The organism is Desulfofundulus sp. TPOSR (genome assembly GCF_011393055.1).
GTDB lineage: Bacteria > Bacillota > Desulfotomaculia > Desulfotomaculales > Desulfovirgulaceae > Desulfofundulus > Desulfofundulus kuznetsovii.
This window is the reverse complement of sequence record NZ_JAAOEF010000003.1, coordinates 705,215-729,468: the sequence shown is the minus strand read 5'-3', so window position 1 is coordinate 729,468 and position 24,254 is coordinate 705,215. Positions and strand designations below refer to the sequence as shown.

Sequence of the window (24,254 nt, the reverse complement as noted above, 5' to 3'; positions counted from 1 at the left end):
AAGAGAGGCTACGGCAATGCGCCAAGGCCTCTCTTCTTTCCACTAGTGAAAGGCTTACCGCAACAACTGCAGCACCTGCTGCGGCTGCTGGTTGGCCTGACTGAGCATGGCCGTGGCTGCCTGCTGCAGGATGCTCAGCTTGGTGTATTCCATCATTTCCTTGGCCATGTCAATGTCGCGGATGCGGGACTCGGCGGCGGTGATGTTCTCCTTGGCCACGTCCAGATTGGAGATGGTGTGCTCCAGGCGGTTTTGCAGGGCACCCAGGTTGCCGCGTACTGAGGAAACCTGCGCGATGGCATTATCAATGGTAGTCAGAGCGTTGTTGGCGCCGGTTTGGGTGGTAAGGTCGATGTTCTGCACACCCAGGCTCTGGGCGTCCATTTTGTCCAGGCTGAGGGCAACATTTTGATCTTTGTTGGCTCCTATATGGAAAAGAATTTGTCCACCAGGTGAGATGATTATGGTGGCAGTGTCAGGGTTACTGTCCGTAGGTGCTCCTTCTTTGGCAACATCAAAATCAATCTTCAAGCCTGTGACACTGTAAGACAGTGTATTACCTACAGCTTTAAGATTTATGGCGCTGCCGCCGCCCTGAGGCGTTAAAGTAGCCACTGCATCGGTACCTGCTGCGCTGTAAACGCCGATGTCCGTGCCTGTGTCGGTGGTTATTCCGAGATCCTTAAGAAGATTCTTTACCCCACTGACCTGAATAGTCTGGTCGCTACCTTTCTGGGAGGATATTAGCTGGATACCACCATTGGTTCCACCAGTAGCAGCCGTAACACCAGTTCGTGATGAAAAGGCATTTATCTTGTCTTTTACGACGTCAATTGTATCCCCCTGGGCTATATTAATTGTCACACCGTTAATCACGATAGCACCATCAGAAGATACTCCAGTTGCAACAAATGCACCCGCATCCCCTAAATACGCCTTACTCGCGTACTGGGACACCGTCAGGGTGTAGCTGCCCACGTCCTGGGAGCCGGGGTTGACATCGATTTTGACTCCGGCACCGGCAAGATCGCCACTTGCTCCACTAACCGTAACAGCACGGGCCAGTTGACCGTTTAAAAGCTTCTTTGTGTTGAACTCGGTGGTGTCGGCAATTCTGGTAAGTTCGTTTTTTAACTGGTTAATTTCCGCCTGAATGGCCGCGCGGTCGCTCTCAGTGTTGGTGTCTGAGGCGGCCTGCACTGCCAGCTCCCGCATGCGCTGCAAGATAGAGTGCGTTTCGTTTAGGGCACCTTCTGCCGTCTGGATGAGGGAAATGGCGTCCTGGGCGTTACGGGCCGCCTTGTCCAGGCCCCGGATCTGGCCGCGCATCTTCTCGCTAATGGCAAGGCCCGCCGCGTCGTCCGCTGCCCGGTTGATGCGCAGGCCCGAGGAGAGTTTCTCCAGCGACTTAGCTGCAAGTGAATTGTTCACGCTGAGCTGCCTATACGTGTTCAGCGCCGCAATGTTGTGGTTGATGATCATCCTTCCCATTCCTCCCTGAATTTTTTACTCGCCGCCTTCCCTGGCGGCGGCTTTGCGAAGGCGTTGGTACCGTCGGCCGCCCGGTACTCGCCCTCTGATTATATTTTCGGAATGACCTGAGGAAGGTTTAGGGGGGAGAGTATTTACATTCTCCGAAAAAATGGCTTTTTCTTTATGGTTAAAGCCCAGGTGGTCGATTTCCGTATTCTTATCCCACCAGCGCCCGGCTTTGGGGATGAGAAAAGGCAGCTTCCCGGCGGCACTTAACCGCGACAGCTTCTCCCGGCAAACTTCTTGCCTTTGCCCAATTCATCCCAGAATATTTGCAAAATAGAAGGCATGGCCGTGTTGGCCTTGACCAGGTAGGGAAATTCAGCGATCACCAGGACCGGTTTTTTGCGGGTTGCACCGGGCAAAAATTGCCAACAGAGCGATGATTAACAGTTCACTATAGAATGTTACCTCGACATATACTGATCCGTAACTATACAATGGAGAAGAGGTGATCGAAATGGCAAAAGAAGTCTTTTCTCCGGAGGAAGCTACCGGTTATCTCGGCGTCCACACCCAGACCATTTATAAACTTTTACGGGCCGGTAAACTTCCGGGAAGAAAAATTGGTCAGTTGTGGCGCATTCCCAGGGAAGAATTGCTCATGTATTTGCGGGGTTCCGAAAGAAAAGGGAAAGCCGGCGAAAAGAAACCGGAGGCCAAAAAAACAAAAAGGGCTCCCGCAGCAGGATGCCCGGTAAACCCGGAACTTTGGCAGTTGGCCGGTCTGTTTTCGGGGGGTCCTCGCGACCTGGCCGAAAACCACGATAAATATCTTGCTGCGGCGGAGGAAAAATGCAAATGACCGTTCTTTGGAACACAAGTGCAGTGGTGGCTTTTCTCCGAAAGGATACCTTTATGAGCCGCCGGGCGCGTAGCAGGCGCTACTTGCAGGCGGCTTTTTCGTTTTTGTTTTCGACCTGCGCTCTCAGCCTTGCCGCCAGCTCCCTTGTGACCAGGGCGGTGCGGTTTTCCTCCTGCACGTCCCGGTAGATTTCTTCCCGGAAGACGGCCACCTCCGGCGGCGCCTCGATGCCCAGGCGCACGAAATCGCCGCTGACTTCCACCACCACGACGCGGATGTCCCGGCCGATGACCAGGGACTGGCCTTTTTTCCTGGTGAGTACCAGCATTTATTTCCCCTCCCCGGCGGGTTCCGCCCCTTCGCCCGTCCCGGCATCGCCCGGCGGGGATTTGGGCCCGGTTCCGGAAAGGTACCGTGGCGGGGGGTCTTGCTGGGGCCGGGGGTGGTTGGGGGAGACCGGCTGGGGCTGGGAACGGGAATGAGCCGGCGGACAGGGTTCGCCGGTTGGTCCGGTTTCGGGCCCGGCCGGTTCCCGGTTTTCCGGCCGGGGCCCGCTCAGCGGGTGCCTGATGGAGTAGCGCTCGTCCACCAGGACCACCTGGCGGGCCGTGCCGGTGGCCGCGTTGACCACAACCGGGGCCAGGAGGTTGACGGTGGCGTGGGCCAGGCCCCGGCTGGCGTTGACGATGCAGAAGACGGCCGCTTCCTCCGGGGTTTTTATGCCCAGGGCCCGAGCATCCTCCTCGGGCAGGTCGAACTCGTAGTTGGGGAAAAAGGCGAAAGGGTTCAACAGGATGAAGCCGGTGTTTTCGTCCTGCAGGGACTGCAAAAAGAAAAAGGGCGAATCTTCCGCTGCGGCCACCAGTTCGAATGCGGTCAATTCCGCGGGCAGGCCCGGCAGCCCGGCGGGAAAAGTGATGGTTTTGCCCCGTTCATACGCCAATGCTATTCCTCCATTCTCCCAAAAAACTGCCTGCATGGCAGAGGTCAGGTTGACTCAATCAGCAGTTTAACGCACATAAAGCTCCTCCCGCTGCCACTGCCGGTCCCTTTCCTGGTCCCCTTTTTTTACCCGGCTCAAAATGAACTGTTTTTCCCGTTCCCAGGCTGAGATGTCCCTTGGGATTGAGGGTCCGGCGGCAAGGTGCGCTTCGATGGCGCGCTGGATTAATTCCGCTTCCGTTACGCCCGGTTCGCCGGCCCTTTTTTTCAACAGGGCGTCGTGGTGGGGCTTGATATATACCTGCTTCCGGATCAACTCGAAACACCTCAAAAAAACTTATTAATACACCATTAATACATTACTCTGAAAAGATCAAGCCTTTTCGGAGCCGAAATTTTATTTTGGAAGCCAGCAGCGTCTCAAGTCTTATCAAGTTTTCGCCCCGGGTTCCGATATTTTTATAGTAGAAACTTACGTTAGAAGGTGATCGGGATGACTTCCATCCTATCCGCCACTTCCAGCCTGCGCATCGGCGGGCTGGCTTCGGGCATAGACACCGATTCCATTATCAAGGAACTGATGAAGGCACAGAGGATACCCCTGGACCGGCTGCACCAGGAAAAGCAGATCCTCGAGTGGCAGCAGGAGGACTACCGGGCCATCTACGACAGCCTGCGTGCCTTCCGGGACAGAGTTTTCAACATGAAGCTGCAGGCCACATACCTGGCGAAGAAGGCTTCTTCGTCCAACGAGGCCGCTGTAACCGCCACGGCCAACCCTACCGCCACGCCCGGGACGTATACTGTAACGGTGACGCAACTGGCCACGGGGGTGTCCAAGGTAAGCCAGGACGCCCTGCCGGATGAATACAATAACGAGACCAAGACCATCAAAACCCTGGCTGAGCAGTTTGGAATAACGGGGACTATCTCCTTTGAACTCCAAGGCAGCAATAGCAAAGATAATGAGTTCACTAAATTTGAATTTGAAACCGGGAAGGATACTATCTATGACGTCGTCAAGAAGATCAACGACGCCAACCTGGGGATAACCGCCTCCTATGACTCCAACTTGAACCGCTTTATCCTCGCCACCACCTCCACGGGCGCAGCGGCGAAAATAGTAGTTGGAAATGATTCACACAACTTCCTCTCCAGTCCCGATGGGAGTAAAAATAATTATTTAAAACTCTTGCTTAAAGGTGACGGTGGAATTTACACTGATCGTAATCTTTCTTACTATAATACCGGCCAGGACGCCGAGTTTGACCTCAACATCGGTGACGCCACCGTGCAGAACTATACGAGCCCCACCAACACCCCGACGGTGGCCGGCATCACGCTCAACTTAAAGCAGGCCGACCCTAACAACCCTGTCACCATCACCGTCTCCAACGACACCGATGCCGTCTTCAACGCCATCAAGGACTTTGTCAACGCCTACAACGAAATCATAGACAAGATCAACGGCAAGCTCACGGAGCCCCGCTACCGGGACTACCTGCCGCTTACCGACGAGCAGCGGGAACAGCTTTCCGATGAGCAGGAAAAGAAGTGGGAGGAGAAGGCCAGGAGCGGCCTCCTGCGCGGCGACAGCCTCCTGGAGAGCGTGGTTTCCAGGATGCGCGCCACCATGTCCGCTATCGTGCCGGGGCTGGCTGCCGGGTACGACACGCTGGCCGATGTTGGAATCACCACCCTTTCCTACGAGGAAAGGGGGAAGCTCTACATTGACGAAGCCAGGCTGAAAGACGCCCTGCAGAAAGACCCGGACGGGGTGATGAATTTATTTACAAAGAGTGCAGAGAATTATGCGGAAAAGGGCATCGCCATGCGGCTTTACGACGACGTGAACAGCGCCATGGCCCTGATTTCCGCCCGGGCCGGCACCAGCAGTTCTTACAGCACCGCGGACAGTAGCGCCATCGGCAGGCAGATAGCCGCCATGAACGAACGCATCAGCACCATGGAAGAGCGCCTGCGGCAGCTGGAGGACCGCTACTGGCGGCAGTTCACCGCCATGGAGCAGGCCATCCAGCAGATGAACGCCCAGAGTGCCTGGCTGGCCATGCAACTGGGCATGGGCCAGGGCCGTTAAGGGTCGTTTCCCGCAGGGAATAAGTATTCAGTCAAACCGTGAGGACAATGCCGCATCCAACCGGGTTCGCTGAATACTTACGCCGGGAAAGCCGGGAAAATGATAAAAACGCACCGCGAATATCGCCGGCAAAGGGGTTCCCGGTGCCGGCCAGCAGGTGAAAAACAGCGGCGCGAAAGCAGAAAACGGTTGAAAAGCGGCAAGAAGAAACGCGTATCCAAGGGGTGAGTTTTAAAAATGCAGGCGGCTTCAAACCCCTACCAGCAATATCTCCAAAACGCCGTGCTCACCGCCGAACCGGGGCGGCTGACGCTCATGCTTTACACCGGCGCGGTCAGATTCATCCGCCAGGCCAGTGACTGCCTGGCCGCCCGGGACATCCCCGGCGCGCACCGGGCAAACCTGCGCGCCCAGGATATCATCATCTACCTCCTGGAAACCGTCAACCGGGAGATGGAAATCGGCAAAAACCTTTCCGCCCTCTACGATTACATGTACCGGCGCCTGGTGGAGGCAAACGTGAAAAAGGACGCGGCTGTCCTGGACGAAGTGGCCGGGCTGCTGGAAGAACTGGCCGGTACCTGGGAACAGGCCCTCAAACTGAAAGGGCAACAGGTGGCGGGAGGTTGATTGTGTATAAACCCCTGAGTGTAATTGTTCAGTAAAACCGCTACCACCGGCACGGTGCCGCGTTGTCCAAAGCGAACGACTTGCGGAGCGCTGGTAACAGCACCCGGCGAAGCGAGGTTAACCGGACTGCGGCGCGAAACCAGCGGCACCGAAATGTAGCTTTAGAAAAGGTAACTTACTGAAACGGCAAAAAGATGACAGTAAGGTGCAACTGCCATGCCGCATTTGCAGCGCCGCTAGTCCGGTCCGAAGCGAGCCGCGGTGCTGTCAGCGCGGAGCACTGGAGTGAGCGTGGACAACACGGCACCATAGTGGGGTCACTGAATATTTACCAGTTATCCCCAGTCTTGAGAGTTTAGTTCGAAAGCAAGCGACTTGAGCCAGGCGGACGACCAAAGGGATGATTCCACAATGTCCCCACAAAATCAAGACGAAAAAAAACTCAGGCTCCTGCAGGAAATGCGCGGTGAAGTGCTGGCCTTAAAGGCCGTGCTCGAGCGCCTGTGTGCGCTCCAGGATGGGCCGGCGACGGAGGAATCACTGGGTGCTGTTTCCCGGCACCTTGCCGCCATTGAAGAGATAAGAGCAGGGATTGATGAGCTGGACAGGGCGGGTGGCTCCGGCACGGGCGGGCCGGAAATCTCCGCCCTCCTCCTTCAGATCGACGGGATCCACCGGCAGAACCTCCGGCTGGCCGCAAAGGTGCGGGAGCGCCTGGCCGGAGCGTTGATGGACCTCCGCAGGGCCGGGCAGGCCAGGGCCTACATGAAGAAAAACGGTGCCGCCGGAGGTTATTTTGTAGACCGGCGGGGGTAAAAAAGGAAAAAAGGGTGTGTTATACCAAAAAGTCGTGGGGCGTTTTTACGCCCGTTTGGAAAGGCTTCTGTCCGGTACACCTTGCGAGCCGTTTGTCGTGCCTACCGACGTCGTGTTTTCGGAATACGACGTGGTGCAGCCCGACGTGTTTGTGGTATGTGACCAGGGCATCGAAGTTCCCCTCCGGGAAATATTTGAGACAGTGAAGCCTATGGAAAAAAGATAATTGATGATTTTTAAAGGTACTGGTCCAACAGCAATCCAATGGTTTTATGCGGTTCCCGCGCCGCCTCCAGCACGATATGGCCGGGAAATTCCCCTTTTACCGCCCCTGTACCCTTTTCGACCACTTCCACCCGGAGGTTTTCCCCGTCTTCCCGTACCAGAAACTCCAGGGGCTGGTTGTAGGCCTCTGCCGCCTGGTTCAGCCGGCCCACTGCGGCCACCAGTTCCTCCCGGCTGAAGCCCCCTTCTTCCGGTGGAGGCGCACCCTGGGGAAAGACATCCTCCCGCTTTACCGCCGCCGGAGGCTCAATCCGCCGCAGCGGCGCCACCTCTTGAGACGCCAAAGACTGCAATCCACCCGCTCCTACTTTCATAATCAGCCCTCCCTTCCCAATATTTGGATTTATTAGTTATTACTACTTTCCAATTACCCTGTTTGGGCTCCCGCAATCCCCTATTATATTTTCACGGCCTACACCAGCCTGGCGATCTCCCTCGCCACTTCTCCCAGGGGGACGACTTTCAGTGCCGCCCCCAGGTCTATAGCCGCTTTGGGCATGCCGAAGACCACACACGTGGATTCGTCCTGGGCGATGGTGGGGCCGCCTTTTTCCCTGATGGCGGCCAAGCCCCTGGCGCCGTCCCGGCCCATGCCCGTGAGGAGGACCCCCATGACCCGGGCTCCAAAAACCTCCGCCGCCGAGAGCATCACCCCGTCCACCGAAGGGCGGAACCCTCCGGGAGGTACGGGCCCGCTGCCGGCATCCAGGTGAACAGTAACGTGACCGGGCCGCCCGCGAAAGGTGAGGTCGAAACCGGCCGGGGCCACCAGCACCCGGCCCGGGATTACCGGGTCGCCTTCAGCGGCGTGTTTTACCGGCAGGCGGCTGCGGCGGTTCAGGTGTTCGGCCAGGGGGCCGGAAAAGCCCACCGGCAGGTGCTGCACCAGCACCACGGCGGCGGGAAAATCTTCCGGCAGGGCGGGAATAATCACCTGCAGGGCGGCCGGGCCGCCGGTGGAGGAGCCTATTACGACCAGGTCGATGCGGGCGGAGCGTTTTGGTACCACCACCAGCCGGGGCACAGTGCCGCCGGCCGTGGTATCCCGGTCCGCCTTCGCCCTGCCGGCATCAGCGGCCCTGCCGGCCGTGCCGGCCGGAGCCCCGGACGGTGAACGGCTTACGGGACGCAAGACGGTCGGCATGCTGGAGGGTGTACCGGCATGCTGTTCCGGAACGGAGCCTATGTCTGCCGGTATAACCGGGGGCACCTCTTTCCTGCCGGAGACGCCGGCCGGTTTGTCCGGCGGGCCGGGAAGCGTCCGGGCATCCTCCGGCCTTTTTCCCCGGGGGGGCGGCAGTGAAGGCCCGACCTTTCCAGCGGGAAACGGGTGAAATGCCATGCCCACCCCGGGGCGTACCAGCTTGCTTGCGGCCACTGTGGCGGCGGCGCGCAGTTTTTCCACCAGCTCGTCGACCATGGCGTCCAGCCGGCCCGGGCCGGAGGGTTTGGCCACAAAATCCACCGCTCCCAAAGACAGGGCCCGCATGGTGGCCCGGGCGCCGGCGGTGGTGTGGGAGCTGAGCATGACCACCGGGACGGGGCATTCCTTCATCACCCGCCGCAGTACCCCCAGGCCGTCCAGTACCGGCATTTCCAGGTCCAGGGAGACCACGTCGGGTTTCAGGGCGCAGATCTTGGCCACCGCCTCTTCACCGTCCGCCGCGGTGTCAATTACATTATACCCCCGGCTTTCCAGCAGGCGGGTGATTAAACGGCGCATCAAGGCCGAGTCGTCCACTACCAGCACGCGAATCGCCGCCACCTCAAAAACCCCTTTTCAGTCAATTAATGGTTATAAAATAATTCTACCCCGCCCTGCTCACCTCATAGATAATTTCTTCCACACCGGCGTCCTTGACAATACCCCGGGCGTCCACAATCAGAGCCACTTTGCCGTCGCCCAGGATGGTGGCTCCCGAAAGACCGGGTACCTGTCCCAGGTAACCGCCCAGGGACTTGATCACGATTTCCTGCTCGCCGATGAGCCGGTCCACCACCACGCCCACCTTTTTATCCCCGGAGCCCAGGATAACCACCGAAAGCTTGCCTTCCTCCTTGCTTTTCTCCTGGAAGAGGTGGGCCAGGCGTACCAGGGGCAGCACCTGGCCGCGCACCACAATGACTTCGGCGTGGCGCACGCGCCGGATTTCCCCGGGTTTCAGCGTCAGGGTTTCCAGCACATTGGTTAACGGGAAGGCGTAAACGTGATCCCCCAGGGTCACCATCAGTGCCCGGATGATGGCCAGGGTCAGGGGCAGCTTGATGGTGAAGGTGGTGCCTCTGCCGGGGGCGGTGGTAAACTCCACCGAGCCGTTTATCTGCTCGATCTGGTTGCGCACGATATCCATGCCCACTCCCCGGCCGGAGACGTCGCTTACGGTGCCGGCGGTGGAAAAACCGGGGGTAAAGATGAGGTCCAGGATTTCCCGGTCACTGGCCCGGGCGGCCTGTTCCGGAGTCATCAATCCCTTCTCTATTGCCTTCTGCCGGATTTTGTCCGGATCCATTCCCCTACCGTCGTCGGACAAAGTGATCACGATGTGGCTCTCCACATAAGCCGCCTTCAAAAGCAGCCGGCCGCTGCGGGGTTTGCCCAGGCGCACCCTTTCTTCAGGGGGTTCAATACCGTGGTCCACGGCGTTGCGCAAAAGGTGGATCAGGGGGTCACCAATGACTTCGATTACGTTGCGGTCCAGTTCCGTTTCCCGGCCCTCGATGATAAAGTCAATTTCCTTGCCCATTTTATGGGCCAGGTCGCGCACCATACGGGGCAGGCGGTTGAACACGTGGGCAACAGGCAACATGCGCGCCTTCATGATTTCTTCCTGCAGGTCGTTGGTCACCTGTCCCAGGTGGTTGGAGATTTCCACTATGTTTTCCACCAGGTCGTCGGAACCGTAGCGGCTTTCGAAGACTTCCACGAAACGGTCCAGGCGGGTGCGGTCGATAACCAGTTCCCCCACCAGGTTCATCAGGGTGTCCAGCTTTTGCACGTCAACCCGCACGGTTTTTATATTGTCCTTGCCCGGTGGCGCGGCTTCCTTTTTAACCTGCTGCCTGGCGGCGGCATCCGGGGCGGGGGTTTGTTCCCATACGCGCAGTTTAATCGGGCGGACCTCAACGCTGCTCACTTCGGCAATGGAAAAAACCAGATCGTGCACCTCTCCGGCGTCTTCTTTGGTCAGCAGCACCACGGTGAACCCTTGCTCGTATTTACCTTCCTGTAAATCCTCTGCCGGAGGGACGCTTTTGATAATTTCACCTATTTGCTGCAGGGTTTCAAAGATTAAAAAGGCCCGCACACCTTTCATCTGGCAGCCCTGGTCGATGCCGATGTCCACCTGGTAGGCCTGGAAGCCCCGTACTTCCGCTTCCCGCACCACCTCTTTCACCGCATCTTCCAGTTCCAAGACGGTACGGTAGGGCTGGTATTCACCGGTAGAAACCATAGCTGAGGCGCCCGGGAAAGCGGCAGTTGCGGCAACCTGGTCTGCCGGTGGCGGGGAAACCGGTTCTGCAGCATGCGCAAGATCCCCGGCAACCCCTCTGCTGCCTGCCGGTTCTGCCGCTTCACAAGTTTGCATGTACTGACGCAATTTCGCAATAACGCTTGAAATGTCTATATCCTGGGTCTTTCCGGTGATCTCGTCTTTCAAAAGTTTTAAGGTATCGAGGGCTTCAAAAAGGGTGTCCACGAGGCTTTCGGTAACGTCCATCTCTCCCCGCCGCAGGCGGTCGAAAAGGTTTTCAATTTCATGGGTCAAGGTGGACATCTTTTCATAGCCCATGACGGCCGAGGAGCCTTTAATGGTATGGGCGGCCCGGAAGATTTCCTGGATTACTTCGGGGCTGCCCCCGTTCCGTTCGAGCAGCAAAACGTTATCGTTGATTACCTGGAGTTTCTCCTCCAGCTCTTCCAAAAAGACGGCAATTTCCTCTTCGGTAAACATTCCAGCCACCATCCTTCGCTAACCTAACTCCAGGAACAGGCAACATCTATGAAGCAGAACGTTCTTCAACCTGCCGGGCAAGTTCCTGTAAAGCTTCCTTCTCCTCCTGGCGGAAAACCCGGGTGGCGTCCAGGAGAATAATCAGGCGCTCGTCAACCAGGGCAATGCCCTGCAAGTAAGCGGCGGAAACCCCCGCGACCATGGGCGGTGGGGGTTGGATGCTTTCCCGGGACAGGCGTAATACTTCCGAAACCCCGTCCACCATCATCCCGGCGGTAGCCCCGCCTACCTCGACGATGATGATGCGTGTGTTTTCGGATATGCTGATAGGAGCCAGGCCCAGGCGGTGCGCCAGGTCGATTACCGGAATTACCCGCCCCCGCAGGTTGATCACCCCTTCCACAAACGCCGGGGCACCGGGAATGGCCGTAATATCAGTAGCCCTGATAATTTCGAGCACGTGGCCTATGTCTATGCCGTAGGTTTGCTCCTTCAAGCGGAATACCACCAATTGCAACTCACCCTGCTGGTTTTTGTTCATCCAAACCTCTCCTTTGATGGGGTATAAATAGATCAAAGGTGCCGGGTGCTGTTAATTACCGGCACCGGGACAAAAGGTTACTAAATTTACTCTTCATCAGACCTTTCCTCCTGTTCCTGCCTGGCTTCGGGCTTCAGGAAGGCGGTCAAACGTTCCCGGATAAGTATGGGGTTGTACCCGGCCTGCAGGGAGACGATACCCTCCAGCATCAACTGGCGCAGGAGCATTTCCTTTTTGCTCAGGTTTTGCAGCTTGGCCGCCAGGGGCAGCCAGAATACGTTGGCGCTGGCCACGCCGTACAGGGTGGCGATGAAAGCCATGGCAATGGCCGGCCCCAGGGTTTCCGGGGATTCGATGGAGCTGAGGACGTGGACCAGGCCCATCACCGTTCCGATGATGCCCATGGTGGGGGCATAGCCACCGGCCGCCTCGAAGATGCCCGCTCCCACACTGTGCCGCTCCTGGATGGCGTAAAGTTCAGCTTCCAGGATACTGCGCACCAGGTCCGGGTCAGTGCCGTCCACGACCAGCTGGATGCCCTTGCGCAGGAAGGCATCATCTATTTCATCCAGGCGGTTTTCCAGGTAGAGCAACCCCTCACGCCTGGCTTCGTCGGCCAGGCTGACAATTAGCTCGATGGTTTCGGTAGGTTCGGGAATGGTGCGAAAAAGCCCTACCCGGAAAAGCCGGGGAACCTGTTTTAAGTCGTTTATGGTAAAACTGAAAATGGTGGCGCCTATGGTACCTCCGAAAACGATCAACGCGGCCGTAGGCTGCAAAAGGGCGGTGGCATGCCCTCCCTCCAGTATAAAGCCGCCCACTAAAGCCACTACCGCGATTACAAAACCAAATATGGCAAGGTCCATCAGTCATCCCTTTCCCGCATCTTTTAATCCAGGGGTGCCGCCGGTAACGACCCCGGTTCGGCTCCCGTATACTTGCTGCGCAGGATCACCAGATCCACCCGGCGGTTCAACTGCCGGTTGGCTTCCGAGTCGTTAGGCACCCGGGGCCGGTATTCGCCGTAACCCACGGCGGAAAGGCGCTGGGGGGGAAAGTTGGCCGTGCGGATCAATTCCTTTACAACGGCTGTGGCCCGGGCTGTGGATAACTCCCAGTTTGAGGGGAAACGTTCCGTGTTAATGGGTAGATTGTCGGTGTGTCCTTCAATGCGTATGTAGTTGGGGGTTTTCAGCAGCACCGGGGCTACCGCGGCAATGATCTCCCTGGCCCGGGGGGTGAGTTCCGCCGAGCCCAGTTTAAAAAGGACTTCTTCCTGGAAGCTGAGGACGATGCCCCGCTCTTCAATGGTGGCCGAAACCCTGGCCCCCAGGCCCTGTCGCTGTATTGAACGTAAAAGTTCCCGGCGGATATTTTCCATTTCCGCATTATCTGCCACATCCTGCGGCGTTTCCACCTGTGTACCGCTGATCCCCGGAACCACCGAGGGTCCCAGGTTTTCCAGGATAACCCCGCCGCCACCCATGGCTTTACTTAATGATTCGGCCAGCATGCGGAATTTCTTGATATCAACCTGGCTTAACGAGTACATGACAATGAAAAAGATAAGCAGCAGGGTGATCATGTCGGCATAGGTGATCAACCATCTTTCCATGCTGCCATAACTGGTTTTGTGACTCTCTTTTTTCACGGGGAAATAAGCTCCTTCCTTCTGGGCATATTGTCAAACTACATAACCATTATTCTCCTCGGGTGGAAAACTTCCTCCCCCCGGAATAGTTTTTTGATGACAATTTTCTCCCATTTGTTAAGAATGCTAAAAATATTCCGAAAGGTTATATATAAAGAATATTCCTGTACGGACAAGTGGGGGGATGATAGTGGGTAAATTGCGCCGCCAACTAACATTAATGACCTCCGTCCTGGCCCTGCTGGCTGTAGCCGTCACCCTTTTGGCCGGGTGGTTGACCCACGGCAACGGACCCGCAACCCTGGCCGGGGCGGCGGCCGGTGTATTGCTGGCCGGAGCCCTGGCGGCCCTCTCCTATTCTTCTCTGCAGGCCACAGTGAACATGGTCATCGATAAGACGGATAAAGCCATTGCCGGAGATCTCACCGAACGGATTGAGGAACGCAACTTCGGCTGGGGGGAAATCAACCGGCTGGTGACAAATGTCCGCAAGGTATTGAAAGGGGTACATAAATGGTTCGGGCTGGTACGGGATTACTCCGAGCAGCTGACCACTTCCACCGCCCAGATCATCTCCGGCACGGAACAAATCAGCACCGGCAGCCAGGAACAGGCCGGGCAGGTGCAAAAACTCCTCCAGGGAATTGAAGATCTGGCCCGCTCGGCCAGGCAGTCGGCGGAAAAGGCCCGGGAAACGGCAGCCATCGCCCGGGAAACCGACCTGACCGCCCGGAAGGGGGGTGAAGCGGTGGACAGGGTAATCAGTGGGATGAGCCTGATCCATGAAAAAATTCGAACCCTGGATGAAAGCTCCGCCCGCATCGGCCAGTTCGTCCAGCTGATCGAGGATATCGCCGCCCAGACCAACCTGCTGGCCCTGAACGCAGCTATTGAAGCGGCCCGGGCCGGAGAACACGGGCGGGGGTTTGCGGTGGTGGCCCAGGAGGTACGGGAGCTGGCGGAAAATTCCGCCCGGTCCACCCGGGAGATTACCCAGCTGGTGGCGGGCATCCAGGGAGCTACCGGAGAAAGTGTGGCGGCAGTGCAACAGGGACTGCAGATTACCGGGGAAGTGCAGGAGGCATTCCGGAATATTATCTCGCAGATCGGGCGCACTGTGGAAAGCATTGAAGAACTGGCCTCCGCCGCGCAGAAACAGGCGGCCAGCACGGAGCAAATGGTGGGCGGGGTGGAAGCCATTGCGGCCGTCGCCGAACAGGCTGCCGCCAGCTGCCAGGAAACGGCCGCCATTACCAGCGAATTATCTACCCTGGCCGAAAAGTTAAAGTCCGTGGCGGAAATCTGGAAGTTTAGCTAGCGGCTCGGGGTGCGGATACCGTACTACCGGGCCTGGAATGAGGAAATAAATGCGGGGACCAAAAAGGGTTGGAGGAAACAGGCGCCCTCACCGCCATCCAGACGACCATTGGCAAAGGAACCTTGGAATTCTGTGGCATCAAAAATGTCACCTACAAAAACTGTTTTGCAGTACCCACGGTAAGTGACGAAGAGAGGAAAAGGTACCTGGAGGAAATCGCCTCCCTTATCCAACAGCTTTGAGCACTAGCCCTCCGTTTGGCGGGGGGCTAGTGCGATTTGTTATTCCCTGATTGAAATCAGGGTAATTCCCGGCGCGAATCTTAAAAAAAGAGGATAGCATGGAATTATGTAGAATTATGATTTGCGGCAAGGACTTACATTGGGGAAGTATAACATTTTTTCGGATTAATTCCTGGATATTGTTTGTGAAGGGAGGTATTGGATGCCCAATGGATGCGTGTTCCTACACTATATATCGGTGAACAACAGGTTTCTAAAAGAATGTGGTATTGCTCTAATTATGTAATTTGTTTTTATTAGTTATGCTCCATATTTATTGCAGAGAGGCTTCGCTCAACCGGTAAAAGCCATAAGAAGAAAAGTAGTCAGGGGGTTTTTTACAGGTCAGACATGTGATTGTGATATCAATCCCTATTTCTTGTGGAGGGATAAAAATGCAAATGTCCATGCTGGTACGAACCTGCTTGATGTTTTTGGCGGTTGTGCTGCTTACCGCCCTGGTAGCCGCAATAGGAATTATAAAAATAAGAGAGGTCAACGGGTATCTGGCGGAAATGAACATTCAGATGGAGCGGGTTATTTCAGCGGACAATATGAATAACCTGACAACCAGGGCGGCCGTTGCCGTCAGGAGCTACCTTGCCGAGCCACGGGAAAGCTACCGCCAGGAGTTTGTGCAGGTGATCGAGCAGAACGGCAAGACCGCAACCGACCTTGCCGCCAAAGCCAGGCGCCAGGAAAACCGGGAATTTGGGGAGAAAATAGCTGCTCTGAACGATCAATACCGGCGGGCGGTGTTGGAGGAATTCTTCCCCCTGGCCGCTGCGGGGAAAAAGGACGAGGCAGCCCGGCTGCTGGCGGGGCGGCTCGCCAGTTTAGAACAGGAACTGACCGGAACAACGAAGGCTTATGCCAAAAAACGACAGGAGGAAATTCAGCAGGTGGAAGCGGCGGCCAGAGAAAGTGCCGCCGGAGCGCAGAAACTTTTATTGTTCCTGGCTTCAGCCACCCTCCTTGCGGCGCTGGCAATCGGAATAGCCTTTTCCTTCTGGCTGAATGGCAGGCTTAAAAGGCTGATTAAGCAGGTCGAAACGGTGGCAAGCGGAGATTTAACGGTGCAGGTAAAGGTGCGGCGCCGCGACGAAATGGCCAGGATTGCCGGCGCCTTCAACGTCATGATCTCCAGCCTGCGGACGCTGGCGCTGGGGATCAAAGAAAAAAGCAATCTGCTGACCGATTCCGCCCAGGAGCTTTCGGCGGCCAGTCAGGAAGCGGCGGCGAATGTAGAAGGGATCGCCGGCACCACTTCCGAAATTGTCGCGGTGGCTGAACAGGCGGCGGCCAGTTCAGAAAGTGCGGCAGAAGCCTCCCGGAACGTGGAGCAGGCGGCCCTGCAGGGAAACACAGCGGTGCAGGAAGCGGTGCGGAAAATGCACGGAATCAAGGAGACGGTGGATAAAGGAGCCCATGCCGTACGCCGGCTGGGAGAGCGTTCGGATAAAATCGGCCAGATTGTGCATGTTATCCGGGGAATTGCCGACCAGACGAATTTGCTGGCTTTAAACGCCGCCATTGAAGCCGCCCGGGCGGGCGAACACGGGCGCGGGTTTGCCGTAGTGGCAGAAGAGGTGCGCAAGCTGGCTGAGCAGTCGGCGGCAGCGACAAAAGAAATCGGCGAACTGATTGGCGAAACCCAGCTGGAAATGCAAGAGGCAATTACGGCGATGGAGCTGGGCGCACGGGAAGTGGACAGCGGCGTTCAGGTCGTGGAACAGGCCGGCCAGGCACTGATCGAGATTCTCAAACAAATCAAGCACAATGCCGAACTTGTCGAACATGTGGCGCAGGGTGCCGAGCAATCCAGCAGAGGAGTGCAGAATCTGGCGGAATCTGCCGACCAGATCAACAGCATTATCCAGCAAATTGCCGCCCAGGCCCAGGAGCTGGCGAAGGTAAGCGAAGATTTGCAACAGATGATTGCGAAACTGAAACTTTAGGCCGTTCCTTGGATAAAGCAAAAAGCCCCGTTTTCCGGGGCTCTGCTTTTTCTGGTGGGCACGGCTGGTTTCGAACCAGCGACCTCTTGAATGTGAGTCAAGCGTCAGAAAAAATGGGAGCCCCGAATTTGCTATTAAAATCAAGGTTTTGAGGCTATCCGGTTAATCCGGTCGGTCTAGTTGCTAACATTTTGCTAACCGCCTTGGATCGCCTTATCTCCCGGACGAGTTTTCTGGTCAATGAGTAATTTGTCTACGTTTTTGGCAGCCTCTTTTTGTACCCTGGGTACCAGGTGAGTATAAGTTTCCATAAGAGTCTTGGTATCAGCGTGTCCGAGGCGAGCGGCGGTTATCTTTGGATGCTCCCCGGCCTCCAGCATGAGGGTGGCATGCGTGTGGCGGAGGTCGTGGAAACGGATGCGGGGAACGCCCGCCTTTTTGATAAGGGATCTGAAAAGCCTGCCCGCGACGTTGTCGGGTCTCAGAGGCTTGCCGTCTTTGGTGCAGAAGACCAGTCCGTGATCTTTATATGCAGGACCCAGTTTCAGTTTTTCTTGGAGTTGTAAAGCCCTATGTTTCCTTAGCTCCTCTACAGTCTTCGGAGAAAGGGCCACTGCCCTTTTGGATTTTTCTGTCTTAGGTTCGTCGAACTTCAGCCTGCCGTTTATGACCACCAGCGTCTGGCGCACGAACGCCACGCCTTCGTCCAGGTCCACGTCCTGCCACCTCAACCCCAGGAGTTCCTCCCGCCTCATGCCGGTGGTCAGTGCCATGAAAAACAACGCATAAAGCCTTCTGCTTTTCCTTTCAGCGATGTCTAAAAATTTCCATATTTCATCTGCAGTCCAGGTGATTTTTTCTTTGGTTTCGTTCCGCGGTAGCTTTACGCTTTCGGCCACGTTTTTCGGTATAAGCTGCATTTGGACACCGAAGTTCAGTATTTCTTTGACTAGGGAAATGATGTAGCGCACCGTTCGGTTAGAGTAACCTTCTTTGAGTTTTCTGGCACAGAGTTCTTGTAGGTGGAGAGTTTTTAGCTCACCTATGTTGATGTGGCCGATTTCGGGTATGATGTGAGTGCGGAGCACGGTTTTGTAGTTTTCCTGGGTATTCTCGCGGAGGTTCGCGGAGACGTGAACATCGAACCATTTCTGGATAAGCTCGGTGAAGGTCATTTTATGGGGTTCGACGTAAGTGCCTTTTTCGATTTCATTTATCAAACGGGCCAACTCTCTCTCCGCGTCTTTCTTCGTGCCTTTGACCGTGACCCACTTTTGCCGCCTTTTATTAGTTACCGGATCTCTCGGTAATTCCACCACCACCGTCCAGGAGTTTTTGCTCCTTTTTCGAACATGACCGCGCATCCTCCGATCCCTCCTCTAAAAGAGAGGGCCGGGCGGGATAAACAATTATTTGCTCCGCCCGGCATTTTTTCCTGCAATCATTTTCTCTAATTCGTGGCGCGGCACCCTGATGTGCCTGCCCACCCTGAACGAAGGTATTACACCCTGGCGTATCAGCTCGTATGCCGTTGAGCGCTTTAATCGCAAAATTCTTGCCGCCTCCATCACGGTCAAAACGGGCGGTAGTTCACCGAGATTGGACATGCTACTGTTCATGTCTTCCCTCCTCTGAGGTTTTTGAAAAAGAAAAAGCACGGTCGTTTTTTCGACCGCGCCGCATTTGAACTGGGTATATATGCTCTAACTTTTTCTGGTCCTTGGAGTTTTCCGGCATACAATTGACCGGGCTTAACAAGCGGGTATTACGGTTCTGCACTTCTCTCTTCCAGAATGAGCTCGGGCATGTCGTTTTTTGGTGAGTTGACCAGTTTCGAAACGGGGTAAACATGAAGCTTTCCCTCATAGGGGTGGAGAATTTTTTTCAAGGTGCGGAAATCTCCAGTCTCAAGCCACTCGACGTACTCTTGCTCGTCGCTGAGTATGACAGGCATCCTGTTGTGGATCTCCTTCATGGATTCGCTTGCCCCGGTCGTAATTATTGTAAAAGAAAAGACGCTTCCTTCTGGGGAATCCCACCTATCCCAGAGACCGGCAAAGGCAAACACCTCTTTACCGGGAAGCACTATCCTGTAAGGGGTGCTCTTTTTCCCCTCTCTTTTCCACTCATAAAACCCGTCGGCGGGAACCAGGCACCTTCTCCGGTATCGAAAGGAGTCCCTGAAAGAGGGCTTCGTCATAACAGTTTCAGCCCGCGCGTTGATGAGTTTATTCCCCATCGAGGCGTCTTTCGCCCAGTGAGGGATAAGGCCCCAGCGCATAACCTTAAGAAGCCATCCGGATTCCTCTCCGACGATTACAGGGACGGCCTGCCCGGGTGCGATGTTATACCGCGGAGAGTACGGAATATCAAACGGGACGTGGAAGGTTTTGCTGATTGTTTCCGGATCAGCGGTTAAGGTAAAGCGACCGCAGATGACGAATACCCCCTTCGTGGATAGTGAATTTCCCGCCGCTAAGAAGAAGAAAAGTTCAACAACGCGGTCATTATCCGCGCTTGGAGAGGATTTGATTCCGTTGAATCAACGCCGCCCTTTTCACGACATCCCTGCCGTACTTTTCCCGCAACTCATCCACCACTCGGCACACTCGCCCGTCTCTGTCCGGTTCCGCAAACAGAGATAGCTGCTCACATGCCCCGTCGTCCAGGTTTGACACCTGTATCCCGACCAACCTCCAGGGAGGCCGGCCGCAGTTATCAAGAAAAAGCTCCCGGGCTGCTTTGTAAATAGCCCCGTCCTCATCAACGGAATTGGGCAGCGTCCGGGACCTGGTGATGGTGCTGAAGTCGCTGAAGCGTATCTTTACCGTGACCGTCCGGCCTTTAAGCCCTTTCCTGCGCAGACGGTAGCCGACCTGCTCGGCCAGCTCCAGGAGCGTTTTCAAAACCACTTCCCTGTCGTACACGTCCCTGGGAAATGTTATTTCCTCACCTACAGATTTGATTTTTCGCACCTGTTCTATTTCCCGGGTGTCAATCCCGTTGGCGTACCGGTGGAGAGTCGCGCCGAAACTGCCGAAGACCCTGACCAGTTCGTTTTCCGGAAACATCGCCAGCTGGCCGATTGTCCTGACCCCAATTTGGCGCAGCCTTTCTTCCGTATGCGGCCCTACTCCGTGCAGTTTCCTCACCGGCAGCGGCCAGATCACCGCCGGCACGTCCTCCGGCTTAATCTGCTTTAACCCGTTGGGTTTGGCCATCTCACAGGCCATTTTCGCCAGCAGTTTGTTGACCGACACCCCGATGGAAACGGGCAGGTTCAATTCCCGCCTCACCGCCTCCCGGATAATCCTGGCCGTTGCCATTCCCCTGCCGGAAGGCACCGCAAGGTATGCTTCATCGATGGATACCGGCTCTATTTGCGCGGCGAACCGGGCATAGACGACGAATACCTGGGTAGATACCCGGCGGTAGCGGGCCATGTCAACCGGGAGAAAAACGGCGTTGGGACACAACTTGACCGCGCGGTTCATGGGCATGGCCGAGCGGATACCGTATTTCCGGGCTTCGTAGGAACACGTGGCGACCACGCCGCGTTCGTCCGGGCGGCCGCCGACGATGACCGGCCTGCCCCGGTATTCGGGGTGGTCACGCTGTTCCACGGAAGCGAAGAAGGCATCCAGGTCGCAGAGGAGGATATCGCGGGACATGAGGATCACCAAAATCAGAAAATTAATCCCTAGATCTGATTGGATTTTCTTTCCCCTTCCTGAATGGCCTGACGAACGTGAAACCTTCGGACACTTCTATTCCGTACTGCCGTACCCTCTCTATCGCTTCGGGACGTGCCGACGATTTCTTAACCCGCCTCAGGTAGCCGGCCACTGCGTGCGGTGATGAGGCTTTCCTCGCTGCCGGGAGCTTGCGCCGTACGGTCCCAGTACCGCTGCCGCTCCTGCCTATGTACACTGTCTTCCTGCTCCGCACTCCGCCTTCCCTGGGGAGGAGGACGGCATGCCCGCGTTCCCCCAAATATACACGGTTTCTGATTTCCGCGTTCCTGGCCGTGATCAGCTTACAGGTAATTTTTTGTGATCACAATGATAGAAGTAGAATTAATAGAAACCTAAAACAGCAATCACTATTTCATTTGCCCAATGAACAATTTTAGTGCTTAAGTAAAGGACTTTATCTACGGCTTGATCTTAAGCCCATCATCAGTAACCGGATTCTCCGTCTCGAGTATCATTTCACAAAAAAAGACTAATAAAGACCAGCGGCTTCATGAGTTTGGTATCAATGGTAAGGCTTTTATAGAGGCACAAGTTGACCCTTAAAAACCTTGATACCGAAAGACTCCGCTCCGAGGATGGAGAGGTAAGCCAGTCAACACACAACCATAACAAGAAGATTTCTCACCTGTACTTTGTCGGCAAAGCAAACTTCTAAAGATAACATTTAACTTGACTTTGACACCTAAAATTTAGAAAGCCTTGAAGCTGTAAGAATGAGGTTACTTCCAATTCCTGGACCCCTTAAATTGTGCCACGCGAAAAGTCGAGTAATGACAAGGGTTTCAGGGATCGCTGTCAAAGTCCAGTTTAAGAACTCCCTCAGCAGGGCGTTATCTTTTCTGCTTTTCGTCACTCACACAAGACTAAGGCTGCTAACGTAGGTATTACACTTAATGATTTTAGGGCTGATTAATAACCTTTAAATTAAGAACATTTACTTTTATATTGATCTAAAACATAATAAAGTTGATTAATAGCATCATCAAAATCATTAAAAATTATTTCTGACATAATAACTGGAATACCACGAGGAAATCGTGAAATAACTTTACCTCTTTCATATAAAAGAATAATTGGAATATGTGAATTTTCCGCATAAGCCAACTCCATTCCTACTCCTAAAGAAGGAACACCTATATAAGCAATTAATAAATCAGATGCAATAACTTGCTGCTTATCTCTTTCAAAAACTTCCTGAGGTGTGATATCAGGATTTTTTTCAGGATCCGTATTCAAATGTGGCAAGTACACCTGTAAACCTTTTTCTTGACACACTTTAGCAATTCTTTCATAAAAGTTTTTAATCTTCTCAGGATTTTGAAGACCTGTTAATGCCCCTGATATGTAAACTTTTTTCATAATTTAACACTCACCCCTATAAATATTTTAATTATTTAATTTTAAATTTTATATTATTTTTTTGGGAGTGGAGTTGTTCCCATACCTTTTCAAGTACATCACCATTAAGGATCTGCATCCTTTGATCCTGTTTACACTCTTCCTCAGTAAACCACTTATAATGATACCTAATTTCATGTTTAATATTACTACAACATATCGTTTCAAGAAGAGCATTATTTTCTGTTTCAACTAAATGTATAATAAACTTATATCGAGTTAACAACCCTGAAGTTGGCGATACTCTTATTCTTTCAACATCAAAAGCTTTAACAATTTTAAACACAGAATAGGAATTAATACCTATTTCCCTGCAAAATTTTTTGATAAACTCATCACTTTTTCGAAAAGCAGGTAGCAAATATGTTTTCCATCCAGGTTCAATTTGTTCCCGCAAAAAAATTGCAATCTCACCCGTGTATTCTTTAATAGCTGGTAACAAAATGAGATCATATTCCTTTTCATCACTAATATATTTGTTAATTTCATTTGAATTATTATTTTTTATTAATTCTGTAATTGCATTAAAAATCTCCCACATAGATTTTAATAAAAAGTCATCTATTTTTTGATCATTACCTATGCTTAGGATTTTAGCCATTTCTGTTAATTGTATGAGGTTTAATAGGCAGAGTTCTTGTGATAACGTTAGGGGATAACTGATAATTTTGCAATCATTTTCAATAAGACTAGTAAAAACACGAAATAACGACGAAACTATCTTTTTATCTTTATTATCTATATCATAAGCAACTAAGCCAAGATCATGAAAAATCCTTTCAAGATGATAAGATATATTATCGAATGAATTAAGCTTCTTACTATGAGAGAGGGGATCTAAATTACATAAAATATTACTTATTCTCTTTTTAATACTAAAGTACAACTTTTGCGTTCCATATGGTATGAACCTTTCACTTATGGAATCAAAATAAAAATGCGTTAATTCCAAGATATCATTAGTAAGAATAAGTAAATTGAACCCGTTATTCGAGTTAGAATGGGCAAGACTATTCCCTCCAATAATTATTAATTTTTCTTTAGGGTCAAGAGTATCTCCACTCCGTAAGTCTATTAACTTTATAATGCTGGCCGAAGCTACATGTTTATGTCCATGTAAAACAATTTTATATTTATTTTTAATTAACCATTCTATAAATTGCTTTGCATCAAGAGTTAAACTATAGTTCCCTTTCTCACTTAAAGGTACTATATTTTCCACAGGTATCAAATGGTGATGTAAAAACGCAATATTAATAGAAGTCTCTTCAGGTAATTGTTTTTCTACTTCTTGCATCTGGTCTACTCCTATGATTCCCAACCCCTCCCGATATTTTTTTTCGGAACCGTCATATTTATAATCCAAACGGGTTGAATCAAAACCAGTTACTATAAATTTTACATCGCTTTTTAAATCAAATTTTTTAAACATCGTAATAGGATAATCTTGGTTGCTAATATTTTTCTCATCAATAAGCATATGGTTTCTAAATTTGTTTTGAAAACAATTCCATATATTATAGCGGGCCTCTTTATATGAATTATTTAAGCTTTCGGACAATTGATTTTCAGGCCATAAAATATCATGATTACCTGGTACTGCCAATACGTTTTCAAATCCAATTTCAAGCTTAATTGCAATCTCACTTATCAATTCAAAACTTTTTTCTAGTTGATCACAAGTTCCTTTATCAGTAAGATCACCCGAAATTACAATTAGTTTTTGAAAATCTATTGCTCTTTTTTCTTGAAGAAATGGTAAAACCGCATCCCTCAACAAATTTGGCAAATCCGGTCTACTTGGTTTTGGTATATTTTCCTGAAATGCTTCAGAATATCTATAACATTTTTCGTTTGAAAAATGTATATCCGAAATATGAAGAACAACAATTCCTGTCAATAATGCAATCCTCCTTTACTACAGTATATTTCGCTTAAAAAGATAGCTACTGGTTCTACTCGTAATTTTGATAGTTTAAGCTACCACCCCCCAGGAGTCTGTCTAAGAATTCAGCTTTAGGAGAGTCGCTATTAAGGCAAAGCAACCATTTTATACCAGCCTAATACGGGTGTCATCTTAGCTGGGGTGATAATCACGGTGTTCCCTTAGCTAAACGACCATGTTACCTTTTCCTTGTTACCAAATAGTTTCAAAATTTGTGAGTAAGACACATAAAGTAGCCATTCCCCGCGAACTAACTCCAGTCCGCGGAGCAGGAACCTCCGAAAGCCTCGGAACTCTTTGATTTGGCCAAATACCGGCTCAACCGTTTGCTTCCGCAAAGCATAT

General features: G+C 53.0%; 26 protein-coding genes and 1 pseudogene. 8 read left to right on the top strand and 19 right to left on the bottom strand.

The annotated features are described in order from the left end of the window. Positions 1 to 54 precede the first annotated feature (54 nt). The 3 genes from G7K71_RS14595 to G7K71_RS14585 are packed head-to-tail and all read right to left on the bottom strand — an operon-like array spanning position 55 to position 1,898. Positions 55 to 1,482 carry a flagellin gene (locus tag G7K71_RS14595; RefSeq protein WP_166347793.1) on the bottom strand — a complete coding sequence of 476 codons (1,428 nt, stop codon included), beginning with the start codon at positions 1,480 to 1,482 and terminating at the stop codon, positions 55 to 57. 24 nt (positions 1,483 to 1,506) lie between these two features. Further along, the gene (locus G7K71_RS20280; protein ID WP_395858283.1) at positions 1,507 to 1,719 is read right to left on the bottom strand and encodes a DUF234 domain-containing protein; all 213 of its coding nucleotides are present in this window, start codon (positions 1,717 to 1,719) and stop codon (positions 1,507 to 1,509) included. Between the two features lie 26 nt (positions 1,720 to 1,745). Beyond that, positions 1,746 to 1,898, bottom strand: a complete 153-nt coding sequence (locus G7K71_RS14585) for a hypothetical protein (protein WP_166346276.1) — start codon at positions 1,896 to 1,898, stop codon at positions 1,746 to 1,748. Positions 1,899 to 1,993: 95 nt separating this feature from the next. Between G7K71_RS14585 and G7K71_RS14580 the strand changes: the two genes are divergently transcribed. After that, entirely contained in the window at positions 1,994 to 2,338 is a 345-nt protein-coding gene (locus G7K71_RS14580) for a helix-turn-helix domain-containing protein (protein ID WP_166347791.1), read from the top strand. Positions 2,339 to 2,417: 79 nt separating this feature from the next. Here G7K71_RS14580 and csrA read toward each other — a convergent pair whose 3' ends face one another. The 3 genes from csrA to G7K71_RS14565 form a co-directional block, all read right to left on the bottom strand. After that, positions 2,418 to 2,666: a carbon storage regulator CsrA gene (gene csrA / locus G7K71_RS14575; protein WP_166347788.1), complete on the bottom strand. Its 249-nt coding sequence runs from the start codon at positions 2,664 to 2,666 to the stop codon at positions 2,418 to 2,420. Beyond that, a complete protein-coding gene (fliW, locus tag G7K71_RS14570) occupies positions 2,667 to 3,281 on the bottom strand; it encodes a flagellar assembly protein FliW (RefSeq protein WP_166347785.1) in 615 nt (204 codons plus the stop codon). A 66-nt stretch (positions 3,282 to 3,347) separates the two neighbouring features. Continuing rightward, a complete protein-coding gene (locus G7K71_RS14565; protein WP_166347782.1) occupies positions 3,348 to 3,596 on the bottom strand; it encodes a hypothetical protein in 249 nt (82 codons plus the stop codon). 177 nt (positions 3,597 to 3,773) lie between these two features. Between G7K71_RS14565 and G7K71_RS14560 the strand changes: the two genes are divergently transcribed. From G7K71_RS14560 to G7K71_RS14545, 4 genes are all read left to right on the top strand, one after another. After that, complete coding sequence (locus G7K71_RS14560) at positions 3,774 to 5,378, top strand: flagellar hook-associated protein 2 (RefSeq protein ID WP_166347779.1); 1,605 nt, start codon at positions 3,774 to 3,776, stop codon at positions 5,376 to 5,378. A gap of 237 nt (positions 5,379 to 5,615) precedes the next feature. Further along, complete coding sequence (fliS, locus tag G7K71_RS14555; RefSeq protein ID WP_166347776.1) at positions 5,616 to 6,008, top strand: flagellar export chaperone FliS; 393 nt, start codon at positions 5,616 to 5,618, stop codon at positions 6,006 to 6,008. Between the two features lie 411 nt (positions 6,009 to 6,419). Next, complete coding sequence (locus tag G7K71_RS14550; RefSeq protein WP_166347774.1) at positions 6,420 to 6,824, top strand: hypothetical protein; 405 nt, start codon at positions 6,420 to 6,422, stop codon at positions 6,822 to 6,824. Between the two features lie 16 nt (positions 6,825 to 6,840). Beyond that, entirely contained in the window at positions 6,841 to 7,050 is a 210-nt protein-coding gene (locus tag G7K71_RS14545; RefSeq protein ID WP_166347771.1) for a Uma2 family endonuclease, read from the top strand. Positions 7,051 to 7,060: 10 nt separating this feature from the next. Here G7K71_RS14545 and G7K71_RS14540 read toward each other — a convergent pair whose 3' ends face one another. The 6 genes from G7K71_RS14540 to G7K71_RS14515 form a co-directional block, all read right to left on the bottom strand. Next, positions 7,061 to 7,423, bottom strand: a complete 363-nt coding sequence (locus tag G7K71_RS14540) for a flagellar protein FlaG (protein WP_166347768.1) — start codon at positions 7,421 to 7,423, stop codon at positions 7,061 to 7,063. A 98-nt stretch (positions 7,424 to 7,521) separates the two neighbouring features. After that, entirely contained in the window at positions 7,522 to 8,874 is a 1,353-nt protein-coding gene (gene cheB, locus G7K71_RS14535; protein WP_313884989.1) for a chemotaxis-specific protein-glutamate methyltransferase CheB, read from the bottom strand. Between the two features lie 43 nt (positions 8,875 to 8,917). Continuing rightward, positions 8,918 to 11,062, bottom strand: a complete 2,145-nt coding sequence (locus G7K71_RS14530; RefSeq protein WP_166347765.1) for a chemotaxis protein CheA — start codon at positions 11,060 to 11,062, stop codon at positions 8,918 to 8,920. Between the two features lie 46 nt (positions 11,063 to 11,108). Next, positions 11,109 to 11,603, bottom strand: coding sequence for a chemotaxis protein CheW (locus tag G7K71_RS14525; RefSeq protein ID WP_166347763.1), 495 nt, complete (start codon positions 11,601 to 11,603; stop codon positions 11,109 to 11,111). Positions 11,604 to 11,689: 86 nt separating this feature from the next. After that, a complete protein-coding gene (locus tag G7K71_RS14520) occupies positions 11,690 to 12,469 on the bottom strand; it encodes a flagellar motor protein (RefSeq protein WP_013822901.1) in 780 nt (259 codons plus the stop codon). A 23-nt stretch (positions 12,470 to 12,492) separates the two neighbouring features. After that, positions 12,493 to 13,254, bottom strand: coding sequence for a flagellar motor protein MotB (locus tag G7K71_RS14515; protein WP_166347760.1), 762 nt, complete (start codon positions 13,252 to 13,254; stop codon positions 12,493 to 12,495). Positions 13,255 to 13,444: 190 nt separating this feature from the next. On the opposite strand from G7K71_RS14515, the gene G7K71_RS14510 reads away from it, so the two are divergent. The 3 genes from G7K71_RS14510 to G7K71_RS14500 all read left to right on the top strand — a co-directional run bounded on the left by G7K71_RS14510 (position 13,445) and on the right by G7K71_RS14500 (position 16,811). Then, the gene (locus tag G7K71_RS14510) at positions 13,445 to 14,572 is read left to right on the top strand and encodes a methyl-accepting chemotaxis protein (protein WP_166347757.1); all 1,128 of its coding nucleotides are present in this window, start codon (positions 13,445 to 13,447) and stop codon (positions 14,570 to 14,572) included. A gap of 68 nt (positions 14,573 to 14,640) precedes the next feature. Further along, positions 14,641 to 14,814 (top strand): hypothetical protein, encoded by a 174-nt coding sequence (locus tag G7K71_RS14505; RefSeq protein WP_166347754.1) that lies wholly within the window; start codon positions 14,641 to 14,643, stop codon positions 14,812 to 14,814. 434 nt (positions 14,815 to 15,248) lie between these two features. After that, positions 15,249 to 16,811, top strand: a complete 1,563-nt coding sequence (locus G7K71_RS14500; RefSeq protein WP_166347751.1) for a methyl-accepting chemotaxis protein — start codon at positions 15,249 to 15,251, stop codon at positions 16,809 to 16,811. Positions 16,812 to 17,005: 194 nt separating this feature from the next. Here the strand turns inward: G7K71_RS14500 and G7K71_RS14495 are convergent, their stop codons facing one another. The 7 genes and pseudogenes from G7K71_RS14495 to G7K71_RS19555 form a co-directional block, all read right to left on the bottom strand. After that, a complete protein-coding gene (locus G7K71_RS14495) occupies positions 17,006 to 18,175 on the bottom strand; it encodes a tyrosine-type recombinase/integrase (RefSeq protein WP_166347748.1) in 1,170 nt (389 codons plus the stop codon). 45 nt (positions 18,176 to 18,220) lie between these two features. Continuing rightward, positions 18,221 to 18,430: a helix-turn-helix domain-containing protein gene (locus G7K71_RS14490; RefSeq protein WP_166347745.1), complete on the bottom strand. Its 210-nt coding sequence runs from the start codon at positions 18,428 to 18,430 to the stop codon at positions 18,221 to 18,223. Positions 18,431 to 18,576: 146 nt separating this feature from the next. After that, positions 18,577 to 19,248, bottom strand: a complete 672-nt coding sequence (locus G7K71_RS14485) for an SOS response-associated peptidase (protein WP_166348478.1) — start codon at positions 19,246 to 19,248, stop codon at positions 18,577 to 18,579. A gap of 70 nt (positions 19,249 to 19,318) precedes the next feature. Beyond that, positions 19,319 to 20,482 carry a DNA polymerase IV gene (gene dinB / locus G7K71_RS14480; RefSeq protein ID WP_166347742.1) on the bottom strand — a complete coding sequence of 388 codons (1,164 nt, stop codon included), beginning with the start codon at positions 20,480 to 20,482 and terminating at the stop codon, positions 19,319 to 19,321. 1,008 nt (positions 20,483 to 21,490) lie between these two features. Next, entirely contained in the window at positions 21,491 to 21,925 is a 435-nt protein-coding gene (locus tag G7K71_RS14475; RefSeq protein WP_166347739.1) for a nucleoside 2-deoxyribosyltransferase, read from the bottom strand. A 31-nt stretch (positions 21,926 to 21,956) separates the two neighbouring features. Beyond that, a complete protein-coding gene (locus G7K71_RS14470; protein WP_166347736.1) occupies positions 21,957 to 23,864 on the bottom strand; it encodes a metallophosphoesterase in 1,908 nt (635 codons plus the stop codon). Between the two features lie 206 nt (positions 23,865 to 24,070). Beyond that, positions 24,071 to 24,253, bottom strand: a pseudogene (locus tag G7K71_RS19555) (transposase); the annotation flags it as partial. Position 24,254 lies beyond the last annotated feature (1 nt).

Bases quoted from the DNA above. Each gene is read 5' to 3' on its own strand.
- G7K71_RS14500 (WP_166347751.1), top strand. From the start codon at position 15,249: ATGCAAATGTCCATGCTGGTACGAACCTGCTTGATGTTTTTGGCGGTT.
- G7K71_RS14560 (WP_166347779.1), top strand. From the start codon at position 3,774: ATGACTTCCATCCTATCCGCCACTTCCAGCCTGCGCATCGGCGGGCTG.
- G7K71_RS14580 (WP_166347791.1), top strand. From the start codon at position 1,994: ATGGCAAAAGAAGTCTTTTCTCCGGAGGAAGCTACCGGTTATCTCGGC.
- G7K71_RS14550 (WP_166347774.1), top strand. From the start codon at position 6,420: ATGTCCCCACAAAATCAAGACGAAAAAAAACTCAGGCTCCTGCAGGAA.
- csrA (WP_166347788.1), bottom strand. From the start codon at position 2,666: ATGCTGGTACTCACCAGGAAAAAAGGCCAGTCCCTGGTCATCGGCCGG.
- fliS (WP_166347776.1), top strand. From the start codon at position 5,616: ATGCAGGCGGCTTCAAACCCCTACCAGCAATATCTCCAAAACGCCGTG.
- G7K71_RS14475 (WP_166347739.1), bottom strand. From the start codon at position 21,925: ATGAAAAAAGTTTACATATCAGGGGCATTAACAGGTCTTCAAAATCCT.
- G7K71_RS14490 (WP_166347745.1), bottom strand. From the start codon at position 18,430: ATGAACAGTAGCATGTCCAATCTCGGTGAACTACCGCCCGTTTTGACC.
- G7K71_RS14495 (WP_166347748.1), bottom strand. From the start codon at position 18,175: ATGCGCGGTCATGTTCGAAAAAGGAGCAAAAACTCCTGGACGGTGGTG.
- G7K71_RS14525 (WP_166347763.1), bottom strand. From the start codon at position 11,603: ATGAACAAAAACCAGCAGGGTGAGTTGCAATTGGTGGTATTCCGCTTG.
- G7K71_RS14520 (WP_013822901.1), bottom strand. From the start codon at position 12,469: ATGGACCTTGCCATATTTGGTTTTGTAATCGCGGTAGTGGCTTTAGTG.
- dinB (WP_166347742.1), bottom strand. From the start codon at position 20,482: ATGTCCCGCGATATCCTCCTCTGCGACCTGGATGCCTTCTTCGCTTCC.
- G7K71_RS14595 (WP_166347793.1), bottom strand. From the start codon at position 1,482: ATGATCATCAACCACAACATTGCGGCGCTGAACACGTATAGGCAGCTC.
- G7K71_RS14540 (WP_166347768.1), bottom strand. From the start codon at position 7,423: ATGAAAGTAGGAGCGGGTGGATTGCAGTCTTTGGCGTCTCAAGAGGTG.
- G7K71_RS14530 (WP_166347765.1), bottom strand. From the start codon at position 11,062: ATGTTTACCGAAGAGGAAATTGCCGTCTTTTTGGAAGAGCTGGAGGAG.